Annotated in this window: 19 protein-coding genes; 4 read left to right on the plus strand and 15 right to left on the minus strand. The window is 71.6% G+C overall.

Annotated features, from left to right (window positions below):
- Positions 1–5: 5 nt before the first annotated feature.
- Entirely contained in the window at positions 6–2,528 is a 2,523-nt protein-coding gene (locus ACFV9Q_RS27990) for a RecQ family ATP-dependent DNA helicase (RefSeq protein WP_377237112.1), read from the minus strand.
- A 68-nt stretch (positions 2,529–2,596) separates the two neighbouring features.
- Positions 2,597–3,490, minus strand: coding sequence for a helix-turn-helix domain-containing protein (locus ACFV9Q_RS27995; protein WP_377237113.1), 894 nt, complete (start codon positions 3,488–3,490; stop codon positions 2,597–2,599).
- Positions 3,491–3,592: 102 nt separating this feature from the next.
- On the opposite strand from ACFV9Q_RS27995, the gene ACFV9Q_RS28000 reads away from it, so the two are divergent.
- Complete coding sequence (locus ACFV9Q_RS28000) at positions 3,593–4,462, plus strand: oxidoreductase (protein ID WP_377237114.1); 870 nt, start codon at positions 3,593–3,595, stop codon at positions 4,460–4,462.
- 72 nt (positions 4,463–4,534) lie between these two features.
- On the opposite strand, the gene ACFV9Q_RS28005 is transcribed toward ACFV9Q_RS28000, so the two are convergent.
- Positions 4,535–5,848: a carbohydrate-binding protein gene (locus tag ACFV9Q_RS28005; protein ID WP_377237115.1), complete on the minus strand. Its 1,314-nt coding sequence runs from the start codon at positions 5,846–5,848 to the stop codon at positions 4,535–4,537.
- Positions 5,849–5,976: 128 nt separating this feature from the next.
- Between ACFV9Q_RS28005 and ACFV9Q_RS28010 the strand changes: the two genes are divergently transcribed.
- Positions 5,977–6,381 (plus strand): pyridoxamine 5'-phosphate oxidase family protein, encoded by a 405-nt coding sequence (locus ACFV9Q_RS28010; protein WP_377237116.1) that lies wholly within the window; start codon positions 5,977–5,979, stop codon positions 6,379–6,381.
- Between the two features lie 16 nt (positions 6,382–6,397).
- On the opposite strand, the gene ACFV9Q_RS28015 is transcribed toward ACFV9Q_RS28010, so the two are convergent.
- Positions 6,398–6,640, minus strand: a complete 243-nt coding sequence (locus tag ACFV9Q_RS28015) for an RNA-binding S4 domain-containing protein (RefSeq protein ID WP_377237117.1) — start codon at positions 6,638–6,640, stop codon at positions 6,398–6,400.
- A gap of 36 nt (positions 6,641–6,676) precedes the next feature.
- On the opposite strand from ACFV9Q_RS28015, the gene hisD reads away from it, so the two are divergent.
- Positions 6,677–8,002 carry a histidinol dehydrogenase gene (gene hisD / locus ACFV9Q_RS28020; RefSeq protein WP_377237118.1) on the plus strand — a complete coding sequence of 442 codons (1,326 nt, stop codon included), beginning with the start codon at positions 6,677–6,679 and terminating at the stop codon, positions 8,000–8,002.
- A 4-nt stretch (positions 8,003–8,006) separates the two neighbouring features.
- On the opposite strand, the gene ACFV9Q_RS28025 is transcribed toward hisD, so the two are convergent.
- On the minus strand, positions 8,007–8,459 hold the full coding sequence (locus ACFV9Q_RS28025; RefSeq protein WP_377231019.1) for a cupin domain-containing protein: 453 nt from the start codon (positions 8,457–8,459) through the stop codon (positions 8,007–8,009).
- A 169-nt stretch (positions 8,460–8,628) separates the two neighbouring features.
- On the opposite strand from ACFV9Q_RS28025, the gene ACFV9Q_RS28030 reads away from it, so the two are divergent.
- Positions 8,629–13,050 carry a S8 family serine peptidase gene (locus ACFV9Q_RS28030; RefSeq protein WP_377237119.1) on the plus strand — a complete coding sequence of 1,474 codons (4,422 nt, stop codon included), beginning with the start codon at positions 8,629–8,631 and terminating at the stop codon, positions 13,048–13,050.
- Positions 13,051–13,129: 79 nt separating this feature from the next.
- On the opposite strand, the gene ACFV9Q_RS28035 is transcribed toward ACFV9Q_RS28030, so the two are convergent.
- The 10 genes from ACFV9Q_RS28035 to pgeF all read right to left on the minus strand — a co-directional run bounded on the left by ACFV9Q_RS28035 (position 13,130) and on the right by pgeF (position 23,468).
- The gene (locus tag ACFV9Q_RS28035) at positions 13,130–13,654 is read right to left on the minus strand and encodes an NUDIX domain-containing protein (RefSeq protein ID WP_377237120.1); all 525 of its coding nucleotides are present in this window, start codon (positions 13,652–13,654) and stop codon (positions 13,130–13,132) included.
- Positions 13,651–17,199: a DNA polymerase III subunit alpha gene (dnaE, locus tag ACFV9Q_RS28040; RefSeq protein ID WP_377237121.1), complete on the minus strand. Its 3,549-nt coding sequence runs from the start codon at positions 17,197–17,199 to the stop codon at positions 13,651–13,653. The genes ACFV9Q_RS28035 and dnaE overlap by 4 nt, the downstream gene beginning before the upstream one ends.
- Positions 17,200–17,295: 96 nt before the next feature.
- Positions 17,296–18,225, minus strand: coding sequence for an RluA family pseudouridine synthase (locus ACFV9Q_RS28045; RefSeq protein ID WP_377237122.1), 930 nt, complete (start codon positions 18,223–18,225; stop codon positions 17,296–17,298).
- Complete coding sequence (locus tag ACFV9Q_RS28050; protein WP_377237123.1) at positions 18,225–18,914, minus strand: signal peptidase II; 690 nt, start codon at positions 18,912–18,914, stop codon at positions 18,225–18,227. Before ACFV9Q_RS28050 ends, ACFV9Q_RS28045 begins: the two co-directional genes overlap by 1 nt.
- A gap of 251 nt (positions 18,915–19,165) precedes the next feature.
- Positions 19,166–19,672, minus strand: coding sequence for a hypothetical protein (locus ACFV9Q_RS28055; RefSeq protein WP_377237124.1), 507 nt, complete (start codon positions 19,670–19,672; stop codon positions 19,166–19,168).
- A 310-nt stretch (positions 19,673–19,982) separates the two neighbouring features.
- Positions 19,983–20,450 (minus strand): TraR/DksA C4-type zinc finger protein, encoded by a 468-nt coding sequence (locus ACFV9Q_RS28060; protein ID WP_020016670.1) that lies wholly within the window; start codon positions 20,448–20,450, stop codon positions 19,983–19,985.
- A gap of 198 nt (positions 20,451–20,648) precedes the next feature.
- Positions 20,649–21,290, minus strand: a complete 642-nt coding sequence (locus tag ACFV9Q_RS28065) for a DivIVA domain-containing protein (protein WP_020016671.1) — start codon at positions 21,288–21,290, stop codon at positions 20,649–20,651.
- A 264-nt stretch (positions 21,291–21,554) separates the two neighbouring features.
- A complete protein-coding gene (locus ACFV9Q_RS28070; RefSeq protein ID WP_377232477.1) occupies positions 21,555–21,851 on the minus strand; it encodes a YggT family protein in 297 nt (98 codons plus the stop codon).
- 123 nt (positions 21,852–21,974) lie between these two features.
- The gene (locus ACFV9Q_RS28075) at positions 21,975–22,445 is read right to left on the minus strand and encodes a cell division protein SepF (protein ID WP_377232478.1); all 471 of its coding nucleotides are present in this window, start codon (positions 22,443–22,445) and stop codon (positions 21,975–21,977) included.
- Between the two features lie 270 nt (positions 22,446–22,715).
- The gene (pgeF, locus tag ACFV9Q_RS28080) at positions 22,716–23,468 is read right to left on the minus strand and encodes a peptidoglycan editing factor PgeF (protein WP_377237125.1); all 753 of its coding nucleotides are present in this window, start codon (positions 23,466–23,468) and stop codon (positions 22,716–22,718) included.
- Positions 23,469–23,564 lie beyond the last annotated feature (96 nt).

Genomic DNA, 23,564 nt, shown 5'->3' on the forward strand with positions numbered 1-23,564 from the left:
ACGGGTCACCGCACGCCCAGCACGAACGGGTACACCGCCGCCGCCCCGGCCTGGCGCAGCAGGCGGGACGCGACCGTGAGGGTCCAGCCCGAGTCCGTGTAGTCGTCCACGAGCAGCACGGACCGGCCGGGCAGACCCCGCAGCGCACCCTCGCCGAGCTGGAGCTGCAGGCGCCGGGCCACGCCGGCGAGCCGCATCGCGGAGTTCACGTCGTGCCGGCCGGGCTCCTCCTGCCCCGCGACCGGGCCGACCGCACCGATCATCGGCACGCCCAGGTACTTGGCCAGCCCCGTGGCCAGGTGGAAGGAGAGCTGGGGCCGCCGGACCGAACGGATCGCCACGACGGCCTCGATCACGAGCGGGCCGGGCTCGGCCCCGCCCGGGACGTCGCCGTCGCCTGCCTCGCCCGCGCCCTCGCCGTTCTCCACCGTCGGGCGCAGCGCCGGCCACTCGTCGAGCACCCGGGCCGCGGCCCGGCGCAGCGGAACGGGCAGCTCGCCGTCGTTCGCGTTCGGGGCGAGCAGGTCGCGCAGCGGTCCGGACCAGCCGAGGCCGTCGAGCCGCGCGACGGCCCGGCCCGGCTCGGCGAGCTCGGCGGGCGGGATCTTGCCCTTGAGGTCCAGGCCGATCGAGGCCAGGCCCGTGGGCCACATCTTGCGGGGCTCGACCTCCATGCCCGGACGGTCCATCTCGGCCCGCGCGGCGGCGACGGCCTCGGCGTCGGGCGCCTCGGGCAGCGCCATGGTGCCGCAGCGGTCGCAGCGGCCGCACTCCCAGCCCGGGGTCAGGTCGGGGTCGTCGAGCTGGGCGCGCAGGTAGGCCATGCGGCAGCCCGGGGTGTTCACGTAGTCGACCATCGCCTGCTGCTCGGCGGCGCGGGTCGCGGCGACCCGCGCGTACCGCTCGGCGTCGTACGACCAGGGCTGCCCGGTCGCCTCCCAGCCGCCCTTCACGCGCCGGACGGCGCCGTCGACGTCGAGCACCTTCAGCATGGTCTCCAGGCGCGACCGGCGCAGGTCCACCTGCGTCTCCAGCACGGCCGTGGACATGGTGCCGCCGCCCGCCAGGGCGTCGAGCGTGGCCCGCACCTGCCCCTCGGCGGGGAACGCCTGCTCGCCGAACCACTCCCAGATCGCCTTGTCCTCGGTACCGGGCAGCAGCACCACCAGCGCCTGGTCGACGCCACGGCCCGCGCGGCCCACCTGCTGGTAGTACGCGATCGGCGACGACGGCGCGCCGAGGTGCACCACGAACGCCAGGTCCGGCTTGTCGAAGCCCATGCCCAGCGCCGACGTCGCGACCAGCGCCTTGACGTCGTCGTTCTTGAGGTCGGCCTCGAGCTGCTCGCGCTGCGCCGGCTCGGTGCGGCCGGTGTACGCGGCCACCGCCAGCCCGTAGCCGCGCAGCTGCTCGGCCACCTGCTCCGCGGCCGAGACCGTGAGGCAGTAGACGATGCCCGACCCCTCGATGTCCTGGAGCGCCTCGGCCAGCCAGGCCACCCGCGTGGGCTGGTCGCCGAGCTCCAGGACCGCCAGGTGCAGCGACTCGCGGTCGAGCCCGCCCCGGAGCACCAGCACGTCCTCGCCGGCGTCCGCGTCGCCGTGCACGGCGAGCTGCTCGGCCACGTCGGCCGTGACGCGCTCGTTCGCGGTGGCGGTCGTGGCCAGCACGGGGATGCCCGCCGGCAGGTCGGCCAGGAGCGTGCGGATGCGCCGGTAGTCGGGGCGGAAGTCGTGGCCCCAGTCCGAGATGCAGTGCGCCTCGTCGATGACCACCAGGCCGGCGTCGGCCGCCAGCCGCGGCAGCACCTCGTCGCGGAAGCCGGGGTTGTTCAGGCGCTCCGGCGAGCACAGCAGCACGTCGACCTCGCCGCGCGCGATCGAGGCGTGCACCTCGTCCCACTCGGTCATGTTGGCCGAGTTGATCGTCACGGCCCGGATGCCCGCGCGCGAGGCGGCGGCGATCTGGTCGCGCATGAGCGCCAGCAGCGGCGAGACGATCACCGTGGGCCCGGCGCCCCGGGCCCGCAGCAGGCGGGTCGCCACGAAGTACACGGCCGACTTGCCCCACCCGGTGCGCTGCACCACGAGCGCCCGGCGGTGGAACGCCGCGAGCGCCTCGATCGCCGTCCACTGGTCGTCGCGCAGCCGGGCGTCGTCGCGGCCGACCAGCTCCCGCAGGGCGGCCTCGGCCTCCTCGCGCAGCGAGGCGCCGGGCGACGCGGCCGGGACCGCGCGGGCGGCCGGCGCGGCCTCCGCTGCGTCGGCCTGCTCCTCCGCGCCCGGCCCCGCCTCCGCCTCCGCCGCCGGCTCGTCCACCTCCGCCGGCGGCCACCGGCGTACCGGCGCCGCGGCCGCCACGCCGCCGTCGGGCAGCAGGCCGCGCAGCATCTGGAGCTTCGCCGCCTGGGCCTCGGGGGTGTTGCGCGCCGACGGCGGCAGCCCCGGGTCACCGACGTCGGTCAGGTGGGCGTCGTCGGGCGGCTCCTCCATGGCGAAGGGGAGGTCTGCGAAGGGGTCCTTGGTCACGTCATCGATCCTAGGAGCAGCCACCGACACCGCGAGCCGGTTATCCACAGCCGGGTGCGCTTGGCACACTATTCCCCGGCGGCTCCCCGCGCCGCTTCGGGACTAGCCGTAGCCGCCGCGCCGTCGGGCACGCTCGCCGTACCTTCCGACGCCGCGAGCGACGCGAGCAGCGCCAGCCGCTCCCCGCTCGGCGAGTCCGGGGCGGCGTGCAGCAGCACGACCATCTGCCGGTCGGTCCCGGCGATCGACAGCTTCTCCATGTCGAGCTCCAGCTCGCCGACCTGCGGGTGCAGCATGTGCGTGACGTGCGGCCGCCCGAGGTTCACGTCGTGCCGCGCCCAGAGCGTGCGGAACCGCTCCGAGGCGAGCGAGAGCTCCCCGACGAGCCGTTCGGGGCGTTCGTCGTCGATGTCCGTGCCGACGGCCTCGCGGAACCGGGCGACGATCTGGGGCGCCACGTCGGGCCAGTCCGGGTGCATCGCCTGCTCGGCGGGGTCGAGGAACAGGTCACGGAGCCGGTTGCGGCCCACCCGGAGGGTGGGCGACAGGGCCGCCGCGAGCCGGTTCACCGCGAGCACGTCGAAGTAGCGCCCCTCGACGTACCCGGGGATGCCCACCCGCTCCAGCAGCCGCAGCGTCCCGGCGGGCACCACCTCGCGACGCACCTGGCGACGCCGACGGCGCGGCGCCGGGGCCGCCAGGTCCAGCAGGTGCCGGGTGGCGGGCTCGTCCAGGAGCAGCACGCGGGCCAGCGACTCCAGCACCTGCGCCGACGGGTTGCGGTCGCGGCCCTGCTCCAGCCGCAGGTAGTAGTCGGCGCTGATGCCCGCGAGCAGCGCCACCTCCTCGCGGCGCAGGCCGGCCACGCGCCGCACACCGCCCTCCGGCAGCCCGACGTCGGCGGGCCGCACCAGCTCGCGGCGCGCCCGCAGGTACTCGCTCAGCTGGGTCTCCCTGGTCATGCCCACCACCGTAGGCCGGGCGGTGCGCGCGTGCCTGGTCCCCGTACTCCCAGGATCGCCCGGGCACTGCCTGTCCGCGCCGGGCGGCCGCACGGTGGAGCCATGACCACACAGACGCTCCCCGGCGGCACCTTCACGCTCGCCGACGACCTGACCCTCAACCGCGTCGGCTACGGCGCCATGCAGCTCGCCGGCCCCGGTGTGTTCGGCCCGCCTGCCGACCGCGCGGCCGCGGTCGCCGTCCTGCGCGAGGCCGTCGCGCTCGGCGTCAACCACATCGACACCGCCGACTTCTACGGCCCGCACGTCACCAACGAGATCATCCGCGAGGCCCTGCACCCCTACGCGGCAGACCTGCACGTCGTCACCAAGGTGGGCGCGGTGCGCGACGCCGAGGGGCACTGGGTGTTCAGCCGCGAGCCGGACGAGCTCCGGCGTCAGGTCGAGCAGAACCTGGAGCACCTCGGCCTGGACCGCCTCGACGTCGTGAACCTGCGCGTCGGCGGGTTCGACGCCCCGGAACCCGGGTCGCTGGCGCCGCAGTTCGCCGCCCTCGCGGCGATGCGGGACGAGGGCCTGATCAGCCACCTCGGCGTCAGCACCGTCACGGCGGAGCAGGTGGCCGAGGCGCAGTCGATCGCGCCGGTCGTGGGCGTGCAGAACATGTACAACATCGCCAACCGGCACGACGACGCGCTGATCGACTCGCTGGCCGAGCAGGGCATCGCCTACGTGCCGTACTTCCCGCTCGGCGGCTTCTCGCCGCTGCAGTCGGCGGAGCTGAACGCCGTGGCGGCCCGGCTGGGCAGCACCCCGGCCGCCGTCGCTCAGGCCTGGCTGCTGCAGCGTTCGCCGAACATCCTGCTGATCCCCGGGACGTCGTCCGTCGCCCACCTCCGCGAGAACGTCGCCGCGGCCGGGCTCACGCTGCCCCCCGGCGAGGTCGCCGTGCTGGACGCGATCGGCGCCTGACGCCCGCACGAGACAGCGCCGGGCGAGCGGACCCCCAGGTCCGCCCGCCCGGCGCCGTCGGCGCTGCCGGAGCTACCGGCCCTGCAGGGCCCTGACGTTGTCGGCGAAGGTCCAGCCGCGCGACCCGTCCCAGTTGATCGACCACGTCATGAGACCCTTGAGCGCCCCGTTGTACGAGCCGTACGCCTGCGAGACCAGCGACGGCGCCATGTAGCCGCCGCCCGCGCCCTGCTGGGCGGGCAGCCCGGGCACCTGCTTCTCGTACGGCACGCGGATCGTGGTGCCCTGGATGACCAGCCCGTCGTCCAGGCAGTCGGTCTGGGCCTGAAAACCGGCCACGGTCCCGGCCGCGTACGAGTTGCCGGAGCAGTCGTACATCGAGCCGTTGTAGTACTGCATGTTGAGCCACCAGAGGCGGCCGTTGTCGGCGTACTTCTTGATGATCGGCAGGTACGAGCCCCAGATCGAGCCGTAGGTGACGCTGCCGCCGGTCACGTACGCGGTCTCGGGCGCCATCGTCAGGCCGAACCCGGCCGGCATCCCGGCGAGCACCCCGTCGATGATCCGGATGAGGTTGGCCTGCGACGTCGAGAGCTGCGTGATGGAGCCGCTGCCCGTCAGGCCCGTCTCGATGTCGATGTCGATGCCGTCGAAGTTGTACTCCCGCAGGATCGGCACGATGGTGGCGACGAACCGGTCCGCCACGGCCTGCGAGGACAGGTCGATCCCGGCGGTCGCGCCGCCGATCGACATGAGGATGGTCAGGCCGTCCTCCTTGGCGGCGCACATCTCCTCGGGGCTGGGCACCTGGACGCCGGAGTCCATGCCGTCCTCCCACAGCACCGTTCCGTCGGAGCGGATCACCGGGAACGCGAGGGTGGCCACGTTGTAGCCGTGCTGCGTGATGCGTGAGTCCGTGATCGGGATCCAGCCGAGGCCGGGGTGCACGCCGTTGCTCGCGCCGTCCCAGTTCTCCCAGTAGCCCTGCAGCACCTTGCCCGACGGGCGCGGGCGCTGGCTGCAGTCCGTAGGCGTCGGCTCGGGGTCGGGCGTCGGGTCCGTGGGGTCCGGCGTGGGGTCGGTCGGGTCGGGGTCGGGCTGCGTGGCGCACGCGCCGTCGTCCGACCAGAGGCTGGGCGTGGTGTCCGGGCTCCAGCCCGCGCCCACGTACGCGGTGTGCGCCACGAGGGCCGTGTAGGCCCGCCCGCGGTGCGTCACGTGCGCGCCGGCGGCATACGAGCTGCCCTCCGCCCAGGCGGACGCCGCGCAGTCGGCGGCCGCGGCCTGGGCCATCGGCCCGGCCTGCGCGACGACGACCGGTATGGCGAGTCCGGTGACCAGCAGGGCGGTGACTCCCGCCGCCAGGAACGATGTACGCCGTCTCATGGCACTCCTCGGTGGTGTGTCGCGCCGTGGTATTTGTCAGGAACGCTAGCCAAATACTGGACCCCCGGGAATACGGGGAACCCACACGACGACGCCGGGCACTCACCCGCCCGACCTAGACTCGCGGCGTGATCCGACTCAACCCCGAGCAGCTCGTCTTCGTCACCGAGCGCCACCTCGCCACCCTCACCACCCTGCGCCCCGACGGGACGCCGCACGTGGTCCCGGTGGCCTTCACCTGGGACGCCGACGCCGGGGTCGCGCGCATCACCACCAACCGTGCGTCCTTCAAGGCGCGCCACTCCGCCCCGGGACCCGACGGCGGCCAGCCTCGCGCCGCGCTGTGCCAGGTCTCGGGCGGCCGGTGGATCACGCTGGAGGGCACCATCGCCGTCAGCGAGGACGAGGCCGAGATCGCCGACGCCGTCGCCCGCTACGCGCGCCGCTACCGCGAGCTCGGGCCGAACCCGGACCGGATCGTGCTGCGCGTGACGGTCGACAAGGTGATGGCGTCGACGTACATGGCGTCCTGACCGGCCTGGGACCTTCCTACCCGACCTTCGCCGCCTCCTCGCCGGCGGGCATGAGCACGCTCACCACGTCGCCGCGCACGAGCTGGCGGCCGCGGCGGGTCTCGACCTCGCCGTTGACCCGCACCTCGCCGTCGGCGATCAGGTCGCGGGCCTGCGCGCCGTCCTCGGCGAGGTCGGCGAGCTTGAGGAACTGGCCCAGCCGGATGACGTCGTCGCGGATCGGGACCTCGGGTACTGCGGACTCAGAGTTGGACACCACAGCATTGTCCCCCGCCCGCCGCCATAGACTGGCCGGGTGATCCAACGTATCGACCTGCGCGGCCGGTCCCTGGGCCGCCGCGCCCTCCTCGACGTCCTTCCCCGTGCCGAGGTCGGAGTCGACGAGGCCGTCCATGTGGTCGAGCCCCTGCTGCGCCAGGTCCGCGAGGGCGGCGCGGCCGCCCTGCGCGAGATCGCGCTACGGTTCGACGGCGTCGCGCCCGAGCACCTGCGGGTCCCTGTGTCCGCCCTGACCGACGCGCTCGACAGCCTCACGCCGCTGGTCCGGTCCGGCCTGGAGGAGTCGATCCGCCGCGTGCGCCGGGTGCACGCGGAGCAGCTTCCGGCCAACCACGTCACGGAGCTCGCGCCGGGCGCCGTCGTGCGGCAGCGCTGGATCCCCGTGCAGCGGGTAGGCCTGTACGCGCCGGGCGGCCTGGCCGTGTACCCGTCGTCGGTGGTGATGAACGTCGTCGCCGCGCAGGAGGCGGGCGTGCGGGGCCTGGCCGTGGCGTCCCCGCCGCAGAAGGACAACGGCGGCCTGCCGCACCCGACCATCCTCGCGGCCTGCGCCCTGCTCGGCGTCGACGAGGTCTACGCCGTGGGCGGCGCGCAGGCGGTCGCGATGTTCGCGTACGGCGCCGCGGGCAGCCAGCCGCAGGACGGCGAGACCCTGTGCGAGCCCGTGGACGTCATCACCGGCCCGGGCAACGTGTACGTCGCGGCGGCCAAGCGCCTGGTGCGCGGCGTCGTGGGCATCGACGCCGAGGCCGGGCCCACGGAGATCGCCGTCCTCGCCGACGGCACCGCCGACGCCGGGCACGTGGCCCTCGACCTGATCAGCCAGGCCGAGCACGACCCGATGGCGGCGTCCGTGCTGGTCACCGACTCGGTGGAGCTCGCCTCCGCCGTCGAGGCGCGGGTCCAGGACCTCGCGTCGGCCACCAAGCACGCCACCCGGGTGGCGCGCGCCCTGGACGGCCCGCAGTCCGCGATCGTCCTGGTGGACGACATCGACGCGGGGCTCGCCGTCGTGAACGCGTACGGAGCGGAGCACCTGGAGATCCAGACGGCGGACGCCGCCCGGGTGGCCGCGCGGGTGCACAGCGCGGGCGCGATCTTCGTGGGGCCCTGGTCGCCGGTGTCGCTGGGCGACTACATGGCCGGGTCCAACCACGTGCTGCCCACCGGCGGCACCGCGCACTTCGCGAGCGGCCTGGGCGTGCACGCCTTCCTCAAGTCGGTGCAGCAGATCGAGTACACGCGCGACGCGCTCGAGGAGCTCGCCGACCGCATCGTGGCAGTCGCCAACGACGAGGACCTGCCCGCGCACGGCGAGGCCGTGCGCGGGCGGTTCCACTAGCGGGTCAGGCCCCGGGGCGCGGCGCGCGCAGGTGCGCCCGCTCCGCGAGCTCCGACTCGGCCACCAGCTCCAGCATCGGCTTGCCCGGCGCGCACATCATCGTCACCACGAACTCCGTCCGGGCGTCGTCCAGGGCGTTGCCGTCCTGGTAGTGGATGACGTCGCCGCCCGGCTCCCAGAACGTCCCGCCGGCCTCGACGACCCGCTCGGGCTCGCCCTCCAGCTCGAACCGGACCGCGCCCTGGATCACGTACCCGAAGGCGGGCCCGGAGTGCCGGTGCGGCGGGGTGCCCGGGTCGCCCGGCTCCCACTGGACGTGGATCGTCATCGCCGAGGCGCCCTCGGGGACGGTGATCGGCGACGCGTCCTGCAGCATCGTGGCCGCCTTCATCCAGCTCGCCACCGGACCGGCGTGCTCGCCGGCCTGGTGCAGGTGCTCCGCGTGGTTCTCAGTCATGGTGCTGCGCCTTTCGTCGGGTCGTCTCGACGTCTCGACCGCGCACCCTCCTGATCTGTGACTGGGTGAATCCTGTACAGAAGCATTGACATGGCACTGCGCGGTAAGCGAGGAATGTCGCACACCTGCACGTTGCTCGTTCCATCGCTGCCGTACCGAGGGAGCCTCCATGTCATACAGGTCCAGAACGCCCCTGCTCGCCGTGGCCGCGGTCACGGCTCTAGCGGCGGCGTTCACGCCCGCGGCAGCCGCCGTGCTGCCCGTGGCGCCGCCGTCCACCGACAAGGTCGGTCCCCGCGACCTCCTCGCCGAGGACCTGGTGCCGGCGGAGACCACCGCGCAGGCCGGGGTCGAGCGGGACGCCGGCATCCAGAAGTTCGCCCTCGGGCGCGGCAAGGCGGAGCGCACCTACCTCATCCGCCTGGCCGAGGCCGCGGTGCCCACCTACACCGGTGGCGTCGAGGGGCTGGCCGCCACGGCACCCCGCGCGGGCCGGACGCTCGACCCGTCGACCACCCGGGTGCGGGAGTACACGGAGTTCCTGGAGGCGGAGCAGGACGACTTCGTCACCCGCATGGAGCGGAAGGTCGGCCACGACGTCGACGTGCCGTTCACGTACCAGTACGCCGCCAACGGCCTGTCCGCCGTCCTGACGCCGCAGGAGGCCGCGGAGGTCGCCAAGGACCCGGCCGTCGCGTACATCTCGCTCGACAAGGAGCACGAGCTGCACACGGACGCCGGCCCGGCGTGGAGCAACGCCGACGCGCTGTGGAACGCCGTCGAGGAGCTCGACCTGCCGGAGAACTACAAGGGCGAGGGTGTCGTGATCGGCACCATCGACACCGGCATCCACCCCTCCAGCCCCTCGTTCGCCGAGACCGGCGACGACGGCTACACGCACACCAACCCGCTCGGCGCGGGCAACTACCTGGGTGTCTGCGACCCGGCGAACACCGACCAGTACGACCCCGACTTCCCCTGCAACGGCAAGCTCATCGGCGCCTACGGGTTCCTGAGCGCCGCCGACCGCAGTGCGCTGGACGAGGACGGCCACGGTTCGCACACCGCCTCCACCTCGGGCGGCAACGTGGTCGACGACGTGACGCCGACGGCGCCGGAGGGCACGAACCCGCCGACGTTCGACGTCTCGGGCGTCGCCCCGCACGCCAACGTGATCAGCTACCGCGGCTGCTGCACCACCGCGGGCCTGACGGCCTCGATCGACCAGGCCATCGCCGACGGCGTCGACGTCATCAACTACTCCATCGGCTCCTCGTCGCCGTCGGACCTGTGGAACGACTTCGACGCGCTCGGCTTCCTCAACGCGCGCGCCGCGGGCATCTTCGTGGCCACCTCCAACGGCAACGATGGCCCCGGGTTCGCCACGACGGGCTCCCCCGCCGACGCCCCCTGGATCACGTCGGTGGGCGCCTCGACGCACAACCGGCACATGCTCAACACCCTGGGCGACCTGACCAGCAGCGCGGGTGACCTGGCCGACCTCAGGGGCAAGTCCCTGACCGGCCCGCTGCCCGCGACCGGGATCGTCGACGCGGCCTCCGTGGGCGACCCGCAGTGCACCACGACCACGGGCCACGAGGCGGACTACGCCGACAAGATCGTGGTCTGCGCCCGTGGCGGCAACGGCCGCGTGGAGAAGTCCGCCAACGTCGCGGCGCAGGGCGCCACCGGCTTTGTCCTGACGAACGACCAGGTCAACGGCGGCTCGCTGCTTGGTGACGCGTTCGCCGTCCCGGGTGTCGCCATCAGCTACGCCGACGGCGAGACCCTGCGGGCCTGGCTGGCCGACGGTTCGGACCACACCGGCACGATCGCCGGCACCACCTTCATCACGGACGACGCGCTGGGCGACACCATGTCCAGCTTCTCCTCGCGCGGCCCCAACCGGGCCGTCGACACGATCGTGCCGTCCATCACCGCCCCGGGCGTCGACATCCTCGCCGCGTACGGCGTGGCCGACGGCGCGTACGACCACGTCGAGTACGGCATCATCTCGGGCACCTCGATGTCGAGCCCGCACGTGGCCGGAGCGGGCGCCCTGCTCACGCAGGCCCGTCCGGAGTGGACCCCGGCCCAGCAGCAGTCGGCGCTCATGACCACGGCGCGCACAGGCGTCAAGGACTTCGACGGCTCGCCCGCCACGCCGTACGAGCAGGGCAGCGGCCACATGGACATCGGGGCCGCCGTCCAGGCGGGCCTGCTGTTCGACGAGACCGGCGCGAACTACCTGGCCGCCGACCCGGAGCAGGGCGGCGACCCGAGCACGCTCAACCTGCCGTCCTTCGCCGACACCCAGTGCCTCGCCACCTGCTCCTGGGAGCGGACGGCGGTCGCGCCGCCGTCGGCCCCGGCCGGCGTCACGTGGACGGCGTCCGCTGTCTCCGACGAGGGGCTGTCGCTCGCCGTCGATCTGTCGGCGGACACCGTGTCCCCCGGCGACTCGCTCGGCATCTCGGTCACCGCGGACGTCGACGGCGCCCCCGACGGCGAGACGCTGTTCGGGCGCATCACGCTCACCCCGAGCGACGAGAACGTGCCGGCCGTGACCCTGCCGGTCGCCGTCGTCCCGTCCGGCGCGATCCTGCCGAGCGAGATCGACGTCACCACGCGCCGGGACACCGGCTCGCAGGCCGTGACCGGCCTGAAGTCCATCGCGGTCAGCGACTTCACCGGCTCGGTGAAGGGTCTCGTCGAGGCGGACCTGCACGAGGCATCCCTCAGCCAGGACCCGACCAACAGCGACGCGTTCGACGACCTGAGCCAGGTCGAGGTCACCACGCTGGAGGTGCCCGACGGCGCCGCGCGGCTCGTGGCCGAGATCACCGCCGCCGAGGCGCCCGACCTCGACATGTTCGTCGGCACCGGTGACACGCCGAGCCCGGCGACGCAGGTCTGCGCCTCCACGACGTCGTCCGCCGCCGAGGCGTGCGACATCCCCGACCCGGAGGCCGGGACCTGGTGGGTGCTGGTCCAGAACTGGACCGGCACCGGCGACCAGCCCGACGCGCACACGCTGGCGACCGCCGTCGTCCCGACCGAGGACCTCGGCAACGCCGGGGTGGCCGGACCCGACGGTGAGGTGCCGGTGGGCGAGCCGTACGACGTGCGGCTGCACTGGAACCTGCCCACGGCCGCCGCGGGCGACGTGTTCTTCGGCACCGCGGTGCTCGGCTCGTCGCCCGACAGCCCGGGCGACATCGGCGAGATCCCGGTCCGTATCTCCCGCGTGGCCGACGACGTGACCAAGACGGCGTCGGTGGAGGCCGCCGGGATCGGCGACACCATCGGGTACGACATCACCGTCCAGCCCAACGTGACCCCCGAGGACCTCACCTACACGGTCACCGACACGGTGCCGGACGGGCTGAGCATCGACGAGGCGTCGGTGACCGGTGACGGCGTCGTCGACGGGCAGACGATCACGTGGGAGGTCGACGTGCCCACGCAGGTGGGCGCGGTGGGCTCGTACGTGGCGTCGACGCCGGCGTCCGAGCCGCAGTGTGCGGCGTGGGCCGGGTTCCAGGACCTGGCCACCGTCAACAACGGTGCCGGCATCCCGTTCAGCGAACTCGACGGCGACACCGTTGCCGTGAACACGCTCGCCGAGATCGGCCCGTTCTCGCACTACGACCAGCAGTCGCCGGGCCTGGTTGTCTCCGACGACGGCCTGATCACGATCACCGGCGGATACGCCGGACGCCCGTGGGAGCCGCAGGAGCTGCCCAGCGCGGCAGCGCCGAGCGGGGTCATCGCGCCGCTCTGGTCGGACCTGTCGCTGTCGCTGGCGAACGACCGCGGTGTCCGGATCGCGGCCACACCCGACGGCGAGGCCGCGGTGGTTCAGTGGGACGACCCGTTCGAGTTCGGCGGTGACCCGACGGACCTGTCCAACTCCGTGGGCACGTTCCAGACCTGGATCTACAAGTCCGTGTCGGACGACCGTCCGGAGATCACCTTCGAGTACGGCGACCTGGGCGCCCTGCCCGAGACCGCGACGATCGGGATCGAGAACCTCGCGGGCACGCTCGGCACCGCCGTCGTGAACGCGGGCGACCCGTCGTCCGCCCTGACCGAGGGCGGGTCGGTCTGCCTCGACTACGTGGCACCGGATCTCGACCCGGTCGCCCTGTCGTACGAGGTCACGGTGGCCCCTGACGCAGTCACGGGCACGTACACCAACGCCGCCGAGCACGTCACCGACAACCCGTTCGACGAGCCGGCCGTGACGTCGGTCGACGTCGACGTGACGGGGGTGCCGGACATCCCCGCCTGGGACCGCAAGGCGATCTACACCGCTGGTGACGAGGTCCTCCACGACGGCTCCGTGTGGGTCGCCCAGTGGTGGACCAAGGGCCAGAAGCCGGGCGCCACGCCGTGGGGTCCGTGGGCCGAGGTCGGGGCGGACGTCGTCTGCGGCGACGAGACGTACCAGGCCTGGACGAACTCGTGGATCTACACGGGCGGCGAGACCGTCGAGCACGAGGGCAAGCTCTGGCGGGCCAAGTACTGGACCCGCAACCAGGAGCCGGGCATCCCGTGGGGCCCGTGGCAGAAGGTGGGCACCTGCTGACGTAGCCCAAGCCCACCCGTGATGTGTCAGACGCTCAGGTCACCCCGGTGACCTGAGCGTCTGACATGTGGGGCGAAGGTCAGAAGCCGAACGTCATCAGGCGCGGCATGTCCGTGCCGTGGCGGCCCGCGTCGTGGACCGCGCGCAGCACCGCCAGCTCGTGCGGCACGACCGGGTCCGGCAGCCCCACGAACGGGAACCAGGCCAGGTCGGCGGCCTTGTCGGGCTCCTGGATCGACGGCGTCCCGGTCCAGCGGGTCACCTCGAACATGAAGTCGACGCGCTGCTCGATCGCGGGCCCGCCCGGCTCGCCGCGGTGCAGCACGGTGAGCGGCCGGACGTCCTCGGGCGCGACCTCGACGCCGAGCTCCTCGCGGGCCTCGCGCACGGCGGTCTCGATCACCGACTCGCCCTCCTCGACGTGGCCGGCAGCCGCGCAGGCCCAGTAGCCGTCGCGGTAGCCGGTGCCCTGCCGGAGCTGGAGCAGCACCTGCCCCTCTCGCCGGAAGAAGAGGTAGGCCGCGGCCACCAGCGCGAACCGCTCGTGGTCGCGCTCGTCGTAACGGTCGGTCCCGGCCGGCGCCGCGCCGGGGGCCTCGGTCACGAGAGGCAGCCCTGGCCGAGCAGCGCCTTGAGGTCGCCGAACAGAGCGGGCGACTTCTCCACCCGCAGGCTGTCGGCGGCGCGCACCACGGTCCGCTTGCCGGGCTCTGCCACGGCGATGTGCACCTCCGCGGACCCGGGGTGCGTGGCGAGCACCTCGCGCAGCCGGACCACGACCGACTCGATCGCGCGCGTGTGCGGCATGGTCACGGACAACGGCGAGTCGGAGCTCGCCGTGATGTCCGGCAGTGCCACCTCCATGGCCTGCAGCTGCATGGACTCGTCACGGCGTCGCACCCTGCCGCGCAGCACGACCACCTGGTCCTCGGCCAGCATCGTCGAGTAGGCAAGATAGGTCTCGCCGAAGAACATGACCTCGACGGCACCCTCCAGGTCCTCGACGGTCACGGCCGCCCACGGGTTGCCGTTCTTGCTCATCTTGCGCTGCACGGAGGTGAGCAGACCCGCCACGGTCACCACCGAGCCGTCCGGCCTGCTCTCGTCGGCGAGCAGCGAGGCGACCGAGGTGTCGGCCGCCCGCTGGAGCACGTGCTCCAGCCCGGACAGCGGGTGGTCGCTGACGTACAGGCCGAGCATCTCGCGCTCGAACTGCAGCTTCTGCTTCTTCTCCCAGTCCGGCAGGTCGGGCACGTCGACGGAGAAGCCCATGCCCTCGTCGTCGCCGCCACCGCCGAAGTCGGCGAAGAGGTCGAACTGGCCCTCGGCCTCCTTGCGCTTCACGCCGATCACGGAGTCGACGGCCTGCTCGTGGATCACGAGCAGCGAGCGCCGCGTGTGGCCGAGCGAGTCGAAGGCGCCGGCCTTGATGAGCGACTCGATGGTGCGCTTGTTGCAGACGGGCGCCGGAACCTTGTCCAGGAAGTCCTGGAAGGACGTGTAGGTGCTCTTCTCCTCGCGGGCCTCGACGATCGCGTCCACGACGTTGCGGCCCACGTTCCGCACACCGGTGAGCCCGAACCGGATGTCGCCGCCGACGGCCGTGAACTTGGCCGCGGACTCGTTGACGTCCGGCGGGAGCACCGTGATGCCCATGCGACGGCACTCGTTGAGGTAGAGCGCCATCTTGTCCTTGTTGTCACCCACCGACTGCAGCAGGCCGGCCATGTACTCCGCGGGGTAGTTCGCCTTGAGGTACGCGGTCCAGTAGGCGACGAGGCCGTAGCCGGCGGAGTGCGCCTTGTTGAAGGCGTAGCCGGCGAACGGGACCAGGGTGTCCCAGACCGCCTTGATCGCTCCGGCGCTGTAGCCCTTCTCCTTGGCGCCCTTCTCGAAGTTGACGTACTCCTTGGCCAGCACCTCGGGCTTCTTCTTGCCCATGGCGCGGCGCAGCAGGTCGGCCTGGCCGAGCGAGTAGCCGGCCATGATCTGGGCGGCGCGCTGCACCTGCTCCTGGTAGACGATCAGGCCGAAGGTCTCGTCGAGGATCTCCGCGAACGGCTCGACGACCTCGGAGTGGATCGCCTCGATCTGCTGCTGGCCGTTCTTGCGCAGCGCGTAGTTGATGTGCGAGTTCATGCCCATCGGCCCCGGCCGGTACAGGGCGATGACGGCGGAGACGTCCTCGAAGTTGTCGGGCCGCATCTGCCGCAGCAGCGCACGCATGGCGCCGCCGTCGAGCTGGAACACGCCGAGCGTGTTGCCGCTGGCGAGCAGGTCGTAGGTGGCCTTGTCGTCGAGCGCCACCTTCTCGATGTCGATCGGGTCCTTGCCGTTCATCACGATGTTCTCGAGCGCGTCGTCGAGGATCGTGAGGTTGCGCAGACCCAGGAAGTCCATCTTGATCAGGCCGAGGCCCTCGGACGTCGGGTAGTCGAACTGCGTGATGACCGCGCCGTCCTGCGGGCGCTTCATGATCGGGATGATGTCGATCAGCGGCTCGCTGGACATGATGACGCCGGCCGCGTGCACGCCCCACTGGCGCTTCAGGCCCTCGATACCGCGCGCGAGCTCGACCACGCGCTGGGCCTCGGGGTCGGCCTCGTGCACCTGGCGGAACTCCGCCGCCTCCGAGTACCGCTTGTCCTTCGGGTCGAAGATGCCGCTCAGGGAGATGTCCTTGCCCATGACGGCGGGCGGCATGGCCTTGGTGAGCTTCTCCCCCATGGCGTACGGCATGCCGAGCAGCCGAGCGGAGTCCTTGAGGGCCTGCTTGGCCTTGATGGTGCCGTAGGTGACGATCTGGGCCACGCGGTCGTCGCCGTACTTCTCCGTGACGTACCGGATGGCCTCACCGCGCCGACGCTCGTCGAAGTCGACGTCGACGTCGGGCATGGAGACGCGCTCCGGGTTGAGGAAGCGCTCGAAGATGAGGCCGTGCTCCAGCGGGTCCAGCTCGGTGATGCCCATCAGGTAGGACACCATCGACCCGGCGGCCGACCCGCGCCCCGGCCCCACCCGGATGCCCTGGTCCTTGGACCAGTTGATGAAGTCGGCGACCACGAGGAAGTACCCCGGGAAGCCCATCTGGATGATGATCTCGACTTCCTTGTCGGCCTGCTTGCGCACCGCGTCCGAGTAGCCGTTCGGGTAGCGTCGCAGCAGGCCCGCCTCGACCTCCTTGATGAACCAGGAGATCTCGTCCTCGCCGTCCGGCACGGGGAAGCGCGGCATGTAGTTGGCCGAGGTGTCGAACGAGACCTCGCACTGCTCGGCGATGAGCAGCGTGTTGTCGCAGGCCTCGGGCAGCTCCTTGAAGACCTTGCGCATCTCGGCCGCGGACTTCACGTAGTAGCCGGAGCCGTCGAACTTGAAGCGGTTCGGGTCGTCCAGCGTGGAGCCGGAGTTGATCGCCAGCAGCGCCTCCTGGCTGGTCGAGTCCTCCTCGCGCACGTAGTGCAGGTCGTTCGTGGCCACGAGCTTGGCGCCGATGACCTTGGACAGCTCGAGGAGCTCCTTGGTCACCCGGGTCTCGATGTCGAGCCCGTGGTCCATCAGCTCGACGTAGTAGTTCTCCTTGCCGAAGATCTCCTGCAGCTCGCCGGCCTGCCGGACCGCCTCGTCCCACTGGCCCAGCCGCAGCCGCGTCTGGATCTCGCCCGACGGGCAGCCGGTCGTCGCGATGAGCCCGTCCGAGTACCGCTCCAGCAGGTCCCGGTCCATGCGGGGCCACTTGCCCATCTGGCCCTCCAGGGAGGCCAGGGAGGACGCCCGGAACAGGTTGTGCATGCCGGTGTTGTTCTTGCTCAGCAGCGTCATGTGCGTGTAGGCACCGCGCGCCGAGACGTCGTCCGACTCCTGGCCCGCCTCGCCGTAGCGCACCCGCGTCTGGTCGAACCGGCTGGTGCCCGGCGTGATGTACGCCTCGACGCCGATGATCGGCTTGATGCCCGCCTTCTGCGCCTGCGCCCAGAACTCGTGCGCGCCGAACAGGTACCCGTGGTCGGTCGTCGCGATGGCGTGCTGCCCCTGCCGCGCGACCTCCTCCATGAGGTCGCCGATTCTCGCCGCGCCGTCCAGCATCGAGAACTCGGTGTGCACGTGGAGGTGGACGAAGTCGTCGCTCTTCGAAGCGGTGGCGGTGGGCATGACGTCGATCCTATGCCGCACCACCGACACTCCTCGGCAGATCTGACGGCGTTCCGCGTCACTCTCAGACCGGGTCGCCGAGGGCCGCGTTCGCGGCTACTTGTACGCGCCCCGCACCACGTCGAGCGCGGCCTCCAGGTCGGCCGGGTACGGCGACTCCACCTCTACCCAGCGGCCGGTCACGGGGTGCTCGAAACCCAGCCGGTGCGCATGCAGCCACTGCCGGGTCAGCCCCACCTTGGAGGCCAGCACCGGGTCGGCACCGTAGGTCAGGTCGCCCACGAGCGGGTGGCGCAGCGCCGCGAAGTGCACCCGGATCTGGTGGGTGCGCCCGGTCTCCAGGTGCACTTCCAGCAGCGAGGCCGCGGACAGCATCTCCAGCGTCTCGTAGTGCGTCACCGACGGCTTGCCGTCCGCCGTCACGGCGAACTTCCAGTCCGAGCTGGGGTGCCGGCCGATCGGCGCGTCGATCGTGCCCGACGTCGGGTCGGGGTGACCTTGGGCGAGCGCGTGGTAGACCTTGTCGACCGTGCGCTCCTTGAAGGCGCGCTTGAGGCCCGTGTACGCGACCTCCGACTTCGCCACGACCATGAGCCCCGAGGTGCCGACGTCGAGCCGGTGCACGATCCCCTGCCGCTCCGCCGCGCCCGACGTCGAGACGCGGTACCCCGCGGCGATCAGGGCCCCGACCACGGTGGGTCCGGTCCACCCGGGCGACGGGTGCGCAGCCACGCCGACGGGCTTGTCGATCACGACCAGGTCGTCGTCGTCGTACACGATGCCCATGCCGGGCACGGGCTCCGCCACGACCTCGACGGCGGGCCGCTCCTCCGGCATGTCCACCTCGAGCCAGCCGCCCGCGACCACGCGGTCCGACTTGCCCACCTGGCGGCCGTCGAGCGAGACGGCACCCGCCTCGGCGAGCTCCGCGGCGCGCGTCCGCGAGAAGCCGAGCATGCGGGCCAGCGCCGCGTCGACGCGGTCGCCGGCGAGCCCGTCGGGGACGGGCAGGGTGCGCAGCGCCATCAGGCGGGGTCGCCCTGCTCGCCCGCCGGCTTCGGGTCGGGCGTCCCGGACGGCTCGCCCGCCGCCTTGTCCGCCGAGTCCACCGAGGCGTCCTCGGCCTCGTCCGCCGGTGCCTCGCCACCCTCGTCGCCCGTGTGCCGCTTGCCGTCCAGGCCGATCCCCCGCAGGGAGAGCAGCGCGATCAGCACGGCCGCGGCGACGACGGCGATGTCGGCCACGTTGCCCACGAAGAAGCCGGCGTAGTCGATGAAGTCCACGACGTGCCCGCGCGCGAACCCGGGTTCACGCGCCAGGCGGTCGATGAGGTTGCCGACGGCGCCACCGAGCAGCAGGCCGAGCGCGACGGCCCAGCCCCGCGACCCGAGGCGACCGATCGCCCGGACGATGAAGATCACGACGACCGTCACGACGATGGTCAGGATCCAGGTGTAGCCCGAGGCGATCGACAGCGCGGCGCCCGGGTTGTAGATGAGGCGCAGGCCGAGCAGGTCACCCACGAGCGGGATCGGCTCGGCGTTCGGCGTCAGCGCGGACTCGGCCCACCACTTCGTGAGCTGGTCGGCGGCCAGGACGAGGGCCGCGAGCACGCCGGTCCAGGCAACGAGCACACGGCTGCCGGACGGCGAGGGCGTGGCTGCGGGACTCGTCTCGTCGCCGGCCACGGCGGAGGGTTCAGCGGGAGTAGACATCAGGCAAAGTCTCCCATGCCGCGAGCCCTGCCCGACCCAGCGTCCGGCGCCGCGCCGGAGAACCGCGGACGGACACGGAAACACCACGCGGCGCGCGCCCCGGAAAACGGAGCCTATGGACAAAGATCAGCAAATACACAAGGACAGCACAAAAAAGCAGCGAGGCCCTTTCCCGGGATTCCGGGAAAGGGCCTCGCCTGATGCGACATCACCGCGTCACCGCACGGTGACAGTCAATTGACGTCAGAACGTCAGCAAGCGGCGTAGCCGGTCACGTTGCCGGTCTGGAACAGGTTCAGCGGGCCGTCCCAGTGCCACGGCGCGACGCACACGTTGTTCAGGACGTTGACCGAGCCGTCGCCACCGATGACGGCGTCGCCGTCGTCGCAGGCCATGTAGTCGGTCAGGTTCGCGGTGCTGCCCACGTTGCCCGGGCCCTCCCAGTACCAGGGGGCGACGCACACGTTGTTCAGCGCGTTGAAGCTGCCGTCGCCACCGATCTCGACGACGTCACCAGCCGTGGCGACCTCCTCGGGGACCATCACGCCGTCGATCCCCTCGGGGAGCTCCGCGTTCTGGGTCGCACCGAGCACGTCCAGCGCACCGTCGGCGCCGACGACGCCGACGGCACCGTCGATCCCGCCGAGCACCTCGCTGGTCTCGGCCGAGCTGATCACGTGCGCCTCGGGCGAGTCGCCCTGGGTCAGTGCGCTGGCGCCCGTCGCCGCGGCGACGACCAGACCGGCCGACATGGCCACGGCCGCACCCGCACGACACGTTGCACGGAATCCTCGGATCATTGTGTTTTCCCCCTCGAATAGCGTCCGTCGAAATAGCGGTGAACCACACGTGTGTGATTCACCTGGACGAGCATCCGGGGTGAAATTCACCCTGTCAATCGGAACGTGACGTGCCGCACGGGGTGCCCGGAGAACGAAAAACGACATTCCAGGATCGAACTCCATGGCAATGCATGAGGTATGCACGTAACTCAGACATCACAGCGTTGATATCGAGTGCGAGACCCCGGTGCGAGCTCCGGCGTGACGACCTCGTCACGCCGGCCGCTCAGGCGCCGCGGCGCTCCTCGCGCGCCTTCGCCTCGACCGAGAGAGTGGCCCTCGGGAACGCCTGCAGCCGCGCCTTGCCGATCGGCAGGTCCGTGAGCTCGCACGTGGCGTAGGTGCCCTTCCGGATCCGGCCCAGGGCGTGGTTCGTCTGGTCCAGGAGGTCGCGCATGTTGTTGACGAGCGTCAGCTCCTGCTCGCGCTCCAGGGCGCTCGAGCCGTAGTCGGCCTGGTCGTCGCCGGCCCCGTCGCCCGAGTTGCGCAGCAGGTCCGACAGCTCACGGTCGGCGACATGGAGCTCGCGCTCCAGCCGCTCCTTGTCCTCGAGGAGCAGCGCAGCCAGCTCCTCGGCCTCACGGACGGTCCAGGGTTCTTCGCCGTCGCGGACGGGAAACTTCTTCACGTCTCGTGTCAGGTTCGGGAACTCCTGCTTGATCGCCGCTCGCGTCGCAGTCGAGATCTTGGTCATGGGTTCCCCTTCGCGGTCGCCCCCGGTGGTCAAGTGCACGAAGCGTAAGCACAAGCGGCCAGACGCACAACGGGGCGCGCCGGTGTGGCGCGCCCCCATGATGAGCGTGTGCCGCACAACTCGCACGGCGGCCGGACGTGAGGTGGGGACGTCCGGGCCGCCGTGCGTGTCGAGCGGTGCTCTGCTGTCAGATCGCCGTCAGATGCCCTGGGCCATCTCGGCCGGCCGGCCGGACTGCTGGTTGTTCCGCGGCGGCAGGGCCGAGCCCCGCGCGTCCAGGTCGCCCAGCAGGTTCTGCAGGAAGCTCTTCAGGCGGGTGCGGTAGTCGCGCTCGAACAGGCGCAGCTCGTCGATCTTGCGCTCCAGCAGCGAACGCTCCTGCTCGAGCTGCGACAGCGTGCGGTGCGACGTCTCCTCGGCGTCGCGCACGATGCGCGCCCCCTCGGTCTTGGCCTCCGTGATGAGGCGGTCGCCCTCCTCCTGGCCGGAGCGCACGTAGTCGTCGTGCAGCTTCTGGGCCAGCTGGAGCATGCCGGTCGCCGACTCGGGCTCCGGGCCGTTGCCCTTGGGACCGGCGGGGCCGGTCGGCATGACGGGCGCCGCGACCGGCGCGGCCTGCGCACGGGCGGGGGCGGCGGCGTCGCTGCGCGACAGCTCCGCGATGCGCCGCTCGGCGGCCGCGACCTTCTGCCGCAGGCCTTCGTTCTCCTCCTGGACGTTGGTCAGCGTCCGCACGACCTCGTCGAGGAAGTCGTCGACCTCCTCGACGTCGTAGCCCTCGCGGAACTTCGTCGCGGAGAACTTCTTGTTGAGGATGTCCTCTGCTGTAAGCAGTGCCATCGTGTCACCTCGAAAGTTAGAACGTAGGAACGCTGAACTCGGACGTCGGCGCTAGCAAGCCGCGCGCCCTTCGCCGAAGCCCACGGTAGCGGACGACATCGGCCCGGGACACCGGGAGCACCCCCGGGCACGATTTCCTCACAGAGTGTGCCGTGTCACCCCAGCCCGGATCCATGCATCGGTCAATGTTCTTGTGCCTCACCTCGATGAATCGTGCGCCGGCCCGACGAGAACCGGCACATCTCCAACACTTTTCCGGTGACGTCAGATCCTCGCGGCCCAGGAACCGACGAGCTGGGAAAGGATCGAGACGCCGAAGAACAGGACAATGAAGGCCAGGTCGAGCTGGATCTGGCCCAGCCGCAGCGGCGGGATCAGCCGGCGCAGGAACCGCAGGGGCGGGTCCGTGACCGTGTAGACCGCCTCGGCGACCACGAGCAGAACACCACGCGGCCGCCAGTCCCGGGCAAAGAACTGCACCCAGTCGAAGATCAGCCGGCCGATGAGGAACAGGATGAAGAGCCACAGCAGGAAGCCGATGAACTGCAGGATAAGAGCCACACGCACAACCTAACGTGTTCGAACCCCGGATCCCATGAACCTGCCCGGATGCGGTGTGGGGACAGACGTGAGCGGGGGACGTTCGCCGTGTGGCGACCGCCCCCCGCTCAGGTCTCGTGGTGATCAGCTCTGGTTGTAGAAGCCGCCGCGTCCGTTCGGCTTCTCGGGGGCGACGTGCTCCTCGGCCGCGATCTCCACGTGCTCGGGAGAGAGCAGGAAGACCTTGTTGGTCACCCGCTCGATCGAGCCGTGCAGACCGAAGATGAGGCCGGCCGAGAAGTCGACCAGGCGCTTGGCGTCGGCGTCGTCCATGTCGGAGAGGTTCATGATGACGGGAGTGCCGGCGCGGAAAGCCTCGCCGATGCTCCGTGCGTCGTTGTACGAGCGCGGGTGCACGGTCGTGATGCGGCGCAGCTCCCCGGTGGAGAGCGCCTGGTGGGGCACGCCATCGCGGTGCAGCGGCGTGACCTGCGCGTGTCGGTGGTCCTCCACGTTCTCCTCCAGGCCCTCGTCGTACTCGTCGAGGTACTCCTGCTCGCCCTGATCGTCGGCGAGGCCCAGATACAGCATGGTCTTGCGAAGCGCTCCGGCCATCGCTCACTCTCCGTTCGTCGCCTGCTGTGCGTCCTTCTGTCTGTGTCCCAGCGGGCCCGTACAACAGGTCCGACCTTGACCTCCGACCGAGGTCGTCTTGACAAAAGTAGCCCGGCGCAATCCGACCCGGAAGTGCGACACGCCGTGCCACGAACAACTTTGCCAAAGTTGTTCAGCGATTGCTCGCTAAAAACGACATCCGTGTGATTTCGCAGGTCAGGGCACTGTTATCGGCGTGTCGCGGATCTGGCGGAAATCCGCCACAGCGGCTCAGAACAGCGCCACGACGCCCGCCTGACGGCCGGTCGTGACACCGGTCACGCTCGCCCGGCGGTGCGAGAACAGCTCGGGGTCCTCCAGCGTGCAGCGTTCGACCCGCGTCACCGCCACCCCCCGGGAGGCGAGCTGCGCGGCTACCCCGGCCGGCAGGTCGAGGCCCGGCGTGCCGTCGCTCGTGGTCGCGAACGTCTCCGGCACGGCGGCGGCCACCTCGTCGCGCATCGCGGCGGGCACCTCGTAGCACCGCCCGCAGACCGCTGGCCCGACGGCGGCGCGCACGCGCGCGGGATCCGCACCCAGAGCGACCAGCGAGTCCAGGGCCCGGTGCACCACGCCGGCCAGCACCCCCTTGCGCCCGGCGTGCGCGACGGCGACCACCCGGGCCACCGGGTCGGCGAGCAGCACCGGGACGCAGTCCGCGACCAGCACCCCGAGGCCCAGTCCGCGCTCAGCGGTGACGAGCGCGTCACCCTCCCCCGCCGAGGCCGGCGGCCTGGGCGCGGCCCACAGCGCGCGCTCGGCAGCGCCGAGCTCCAGCACGACGTCGCCGTGCACCTGGGTGGCGAACGCGACCGGTGCGCCGAGGCGCTCGGCGGCACGGGACCTGTTGACCGCGACCCGCGCGTCGTCGTCGGACACGTTCAGGCCCAGGTTGAGACCACCGCCGCCGTCCGCCGCCGCCCACGGGGCGGGCGACACGCCGCCCGCGCTGGACGTGAAGAAGGCGTGCACCCCGTCGCCCAAGTCGACGGGGTGTCCGCCTGCCAGAGTCCCGGTTTCTCTCCCGGGTGTGGGGATCCCCGGCCTGTCCCTTCCAGAAATCGGGAACGTCCCAGTTCT

The organism is Promicromonospora sp. NPDC059942 (assembly GCF_042731755.1).
In the GTDB taxonomy this organism is placed as follows: Bacteria; Actinomycetota; Actinomycetes; order Actinomycetales; family Cellulomonadaceae; genus Promicromonospora.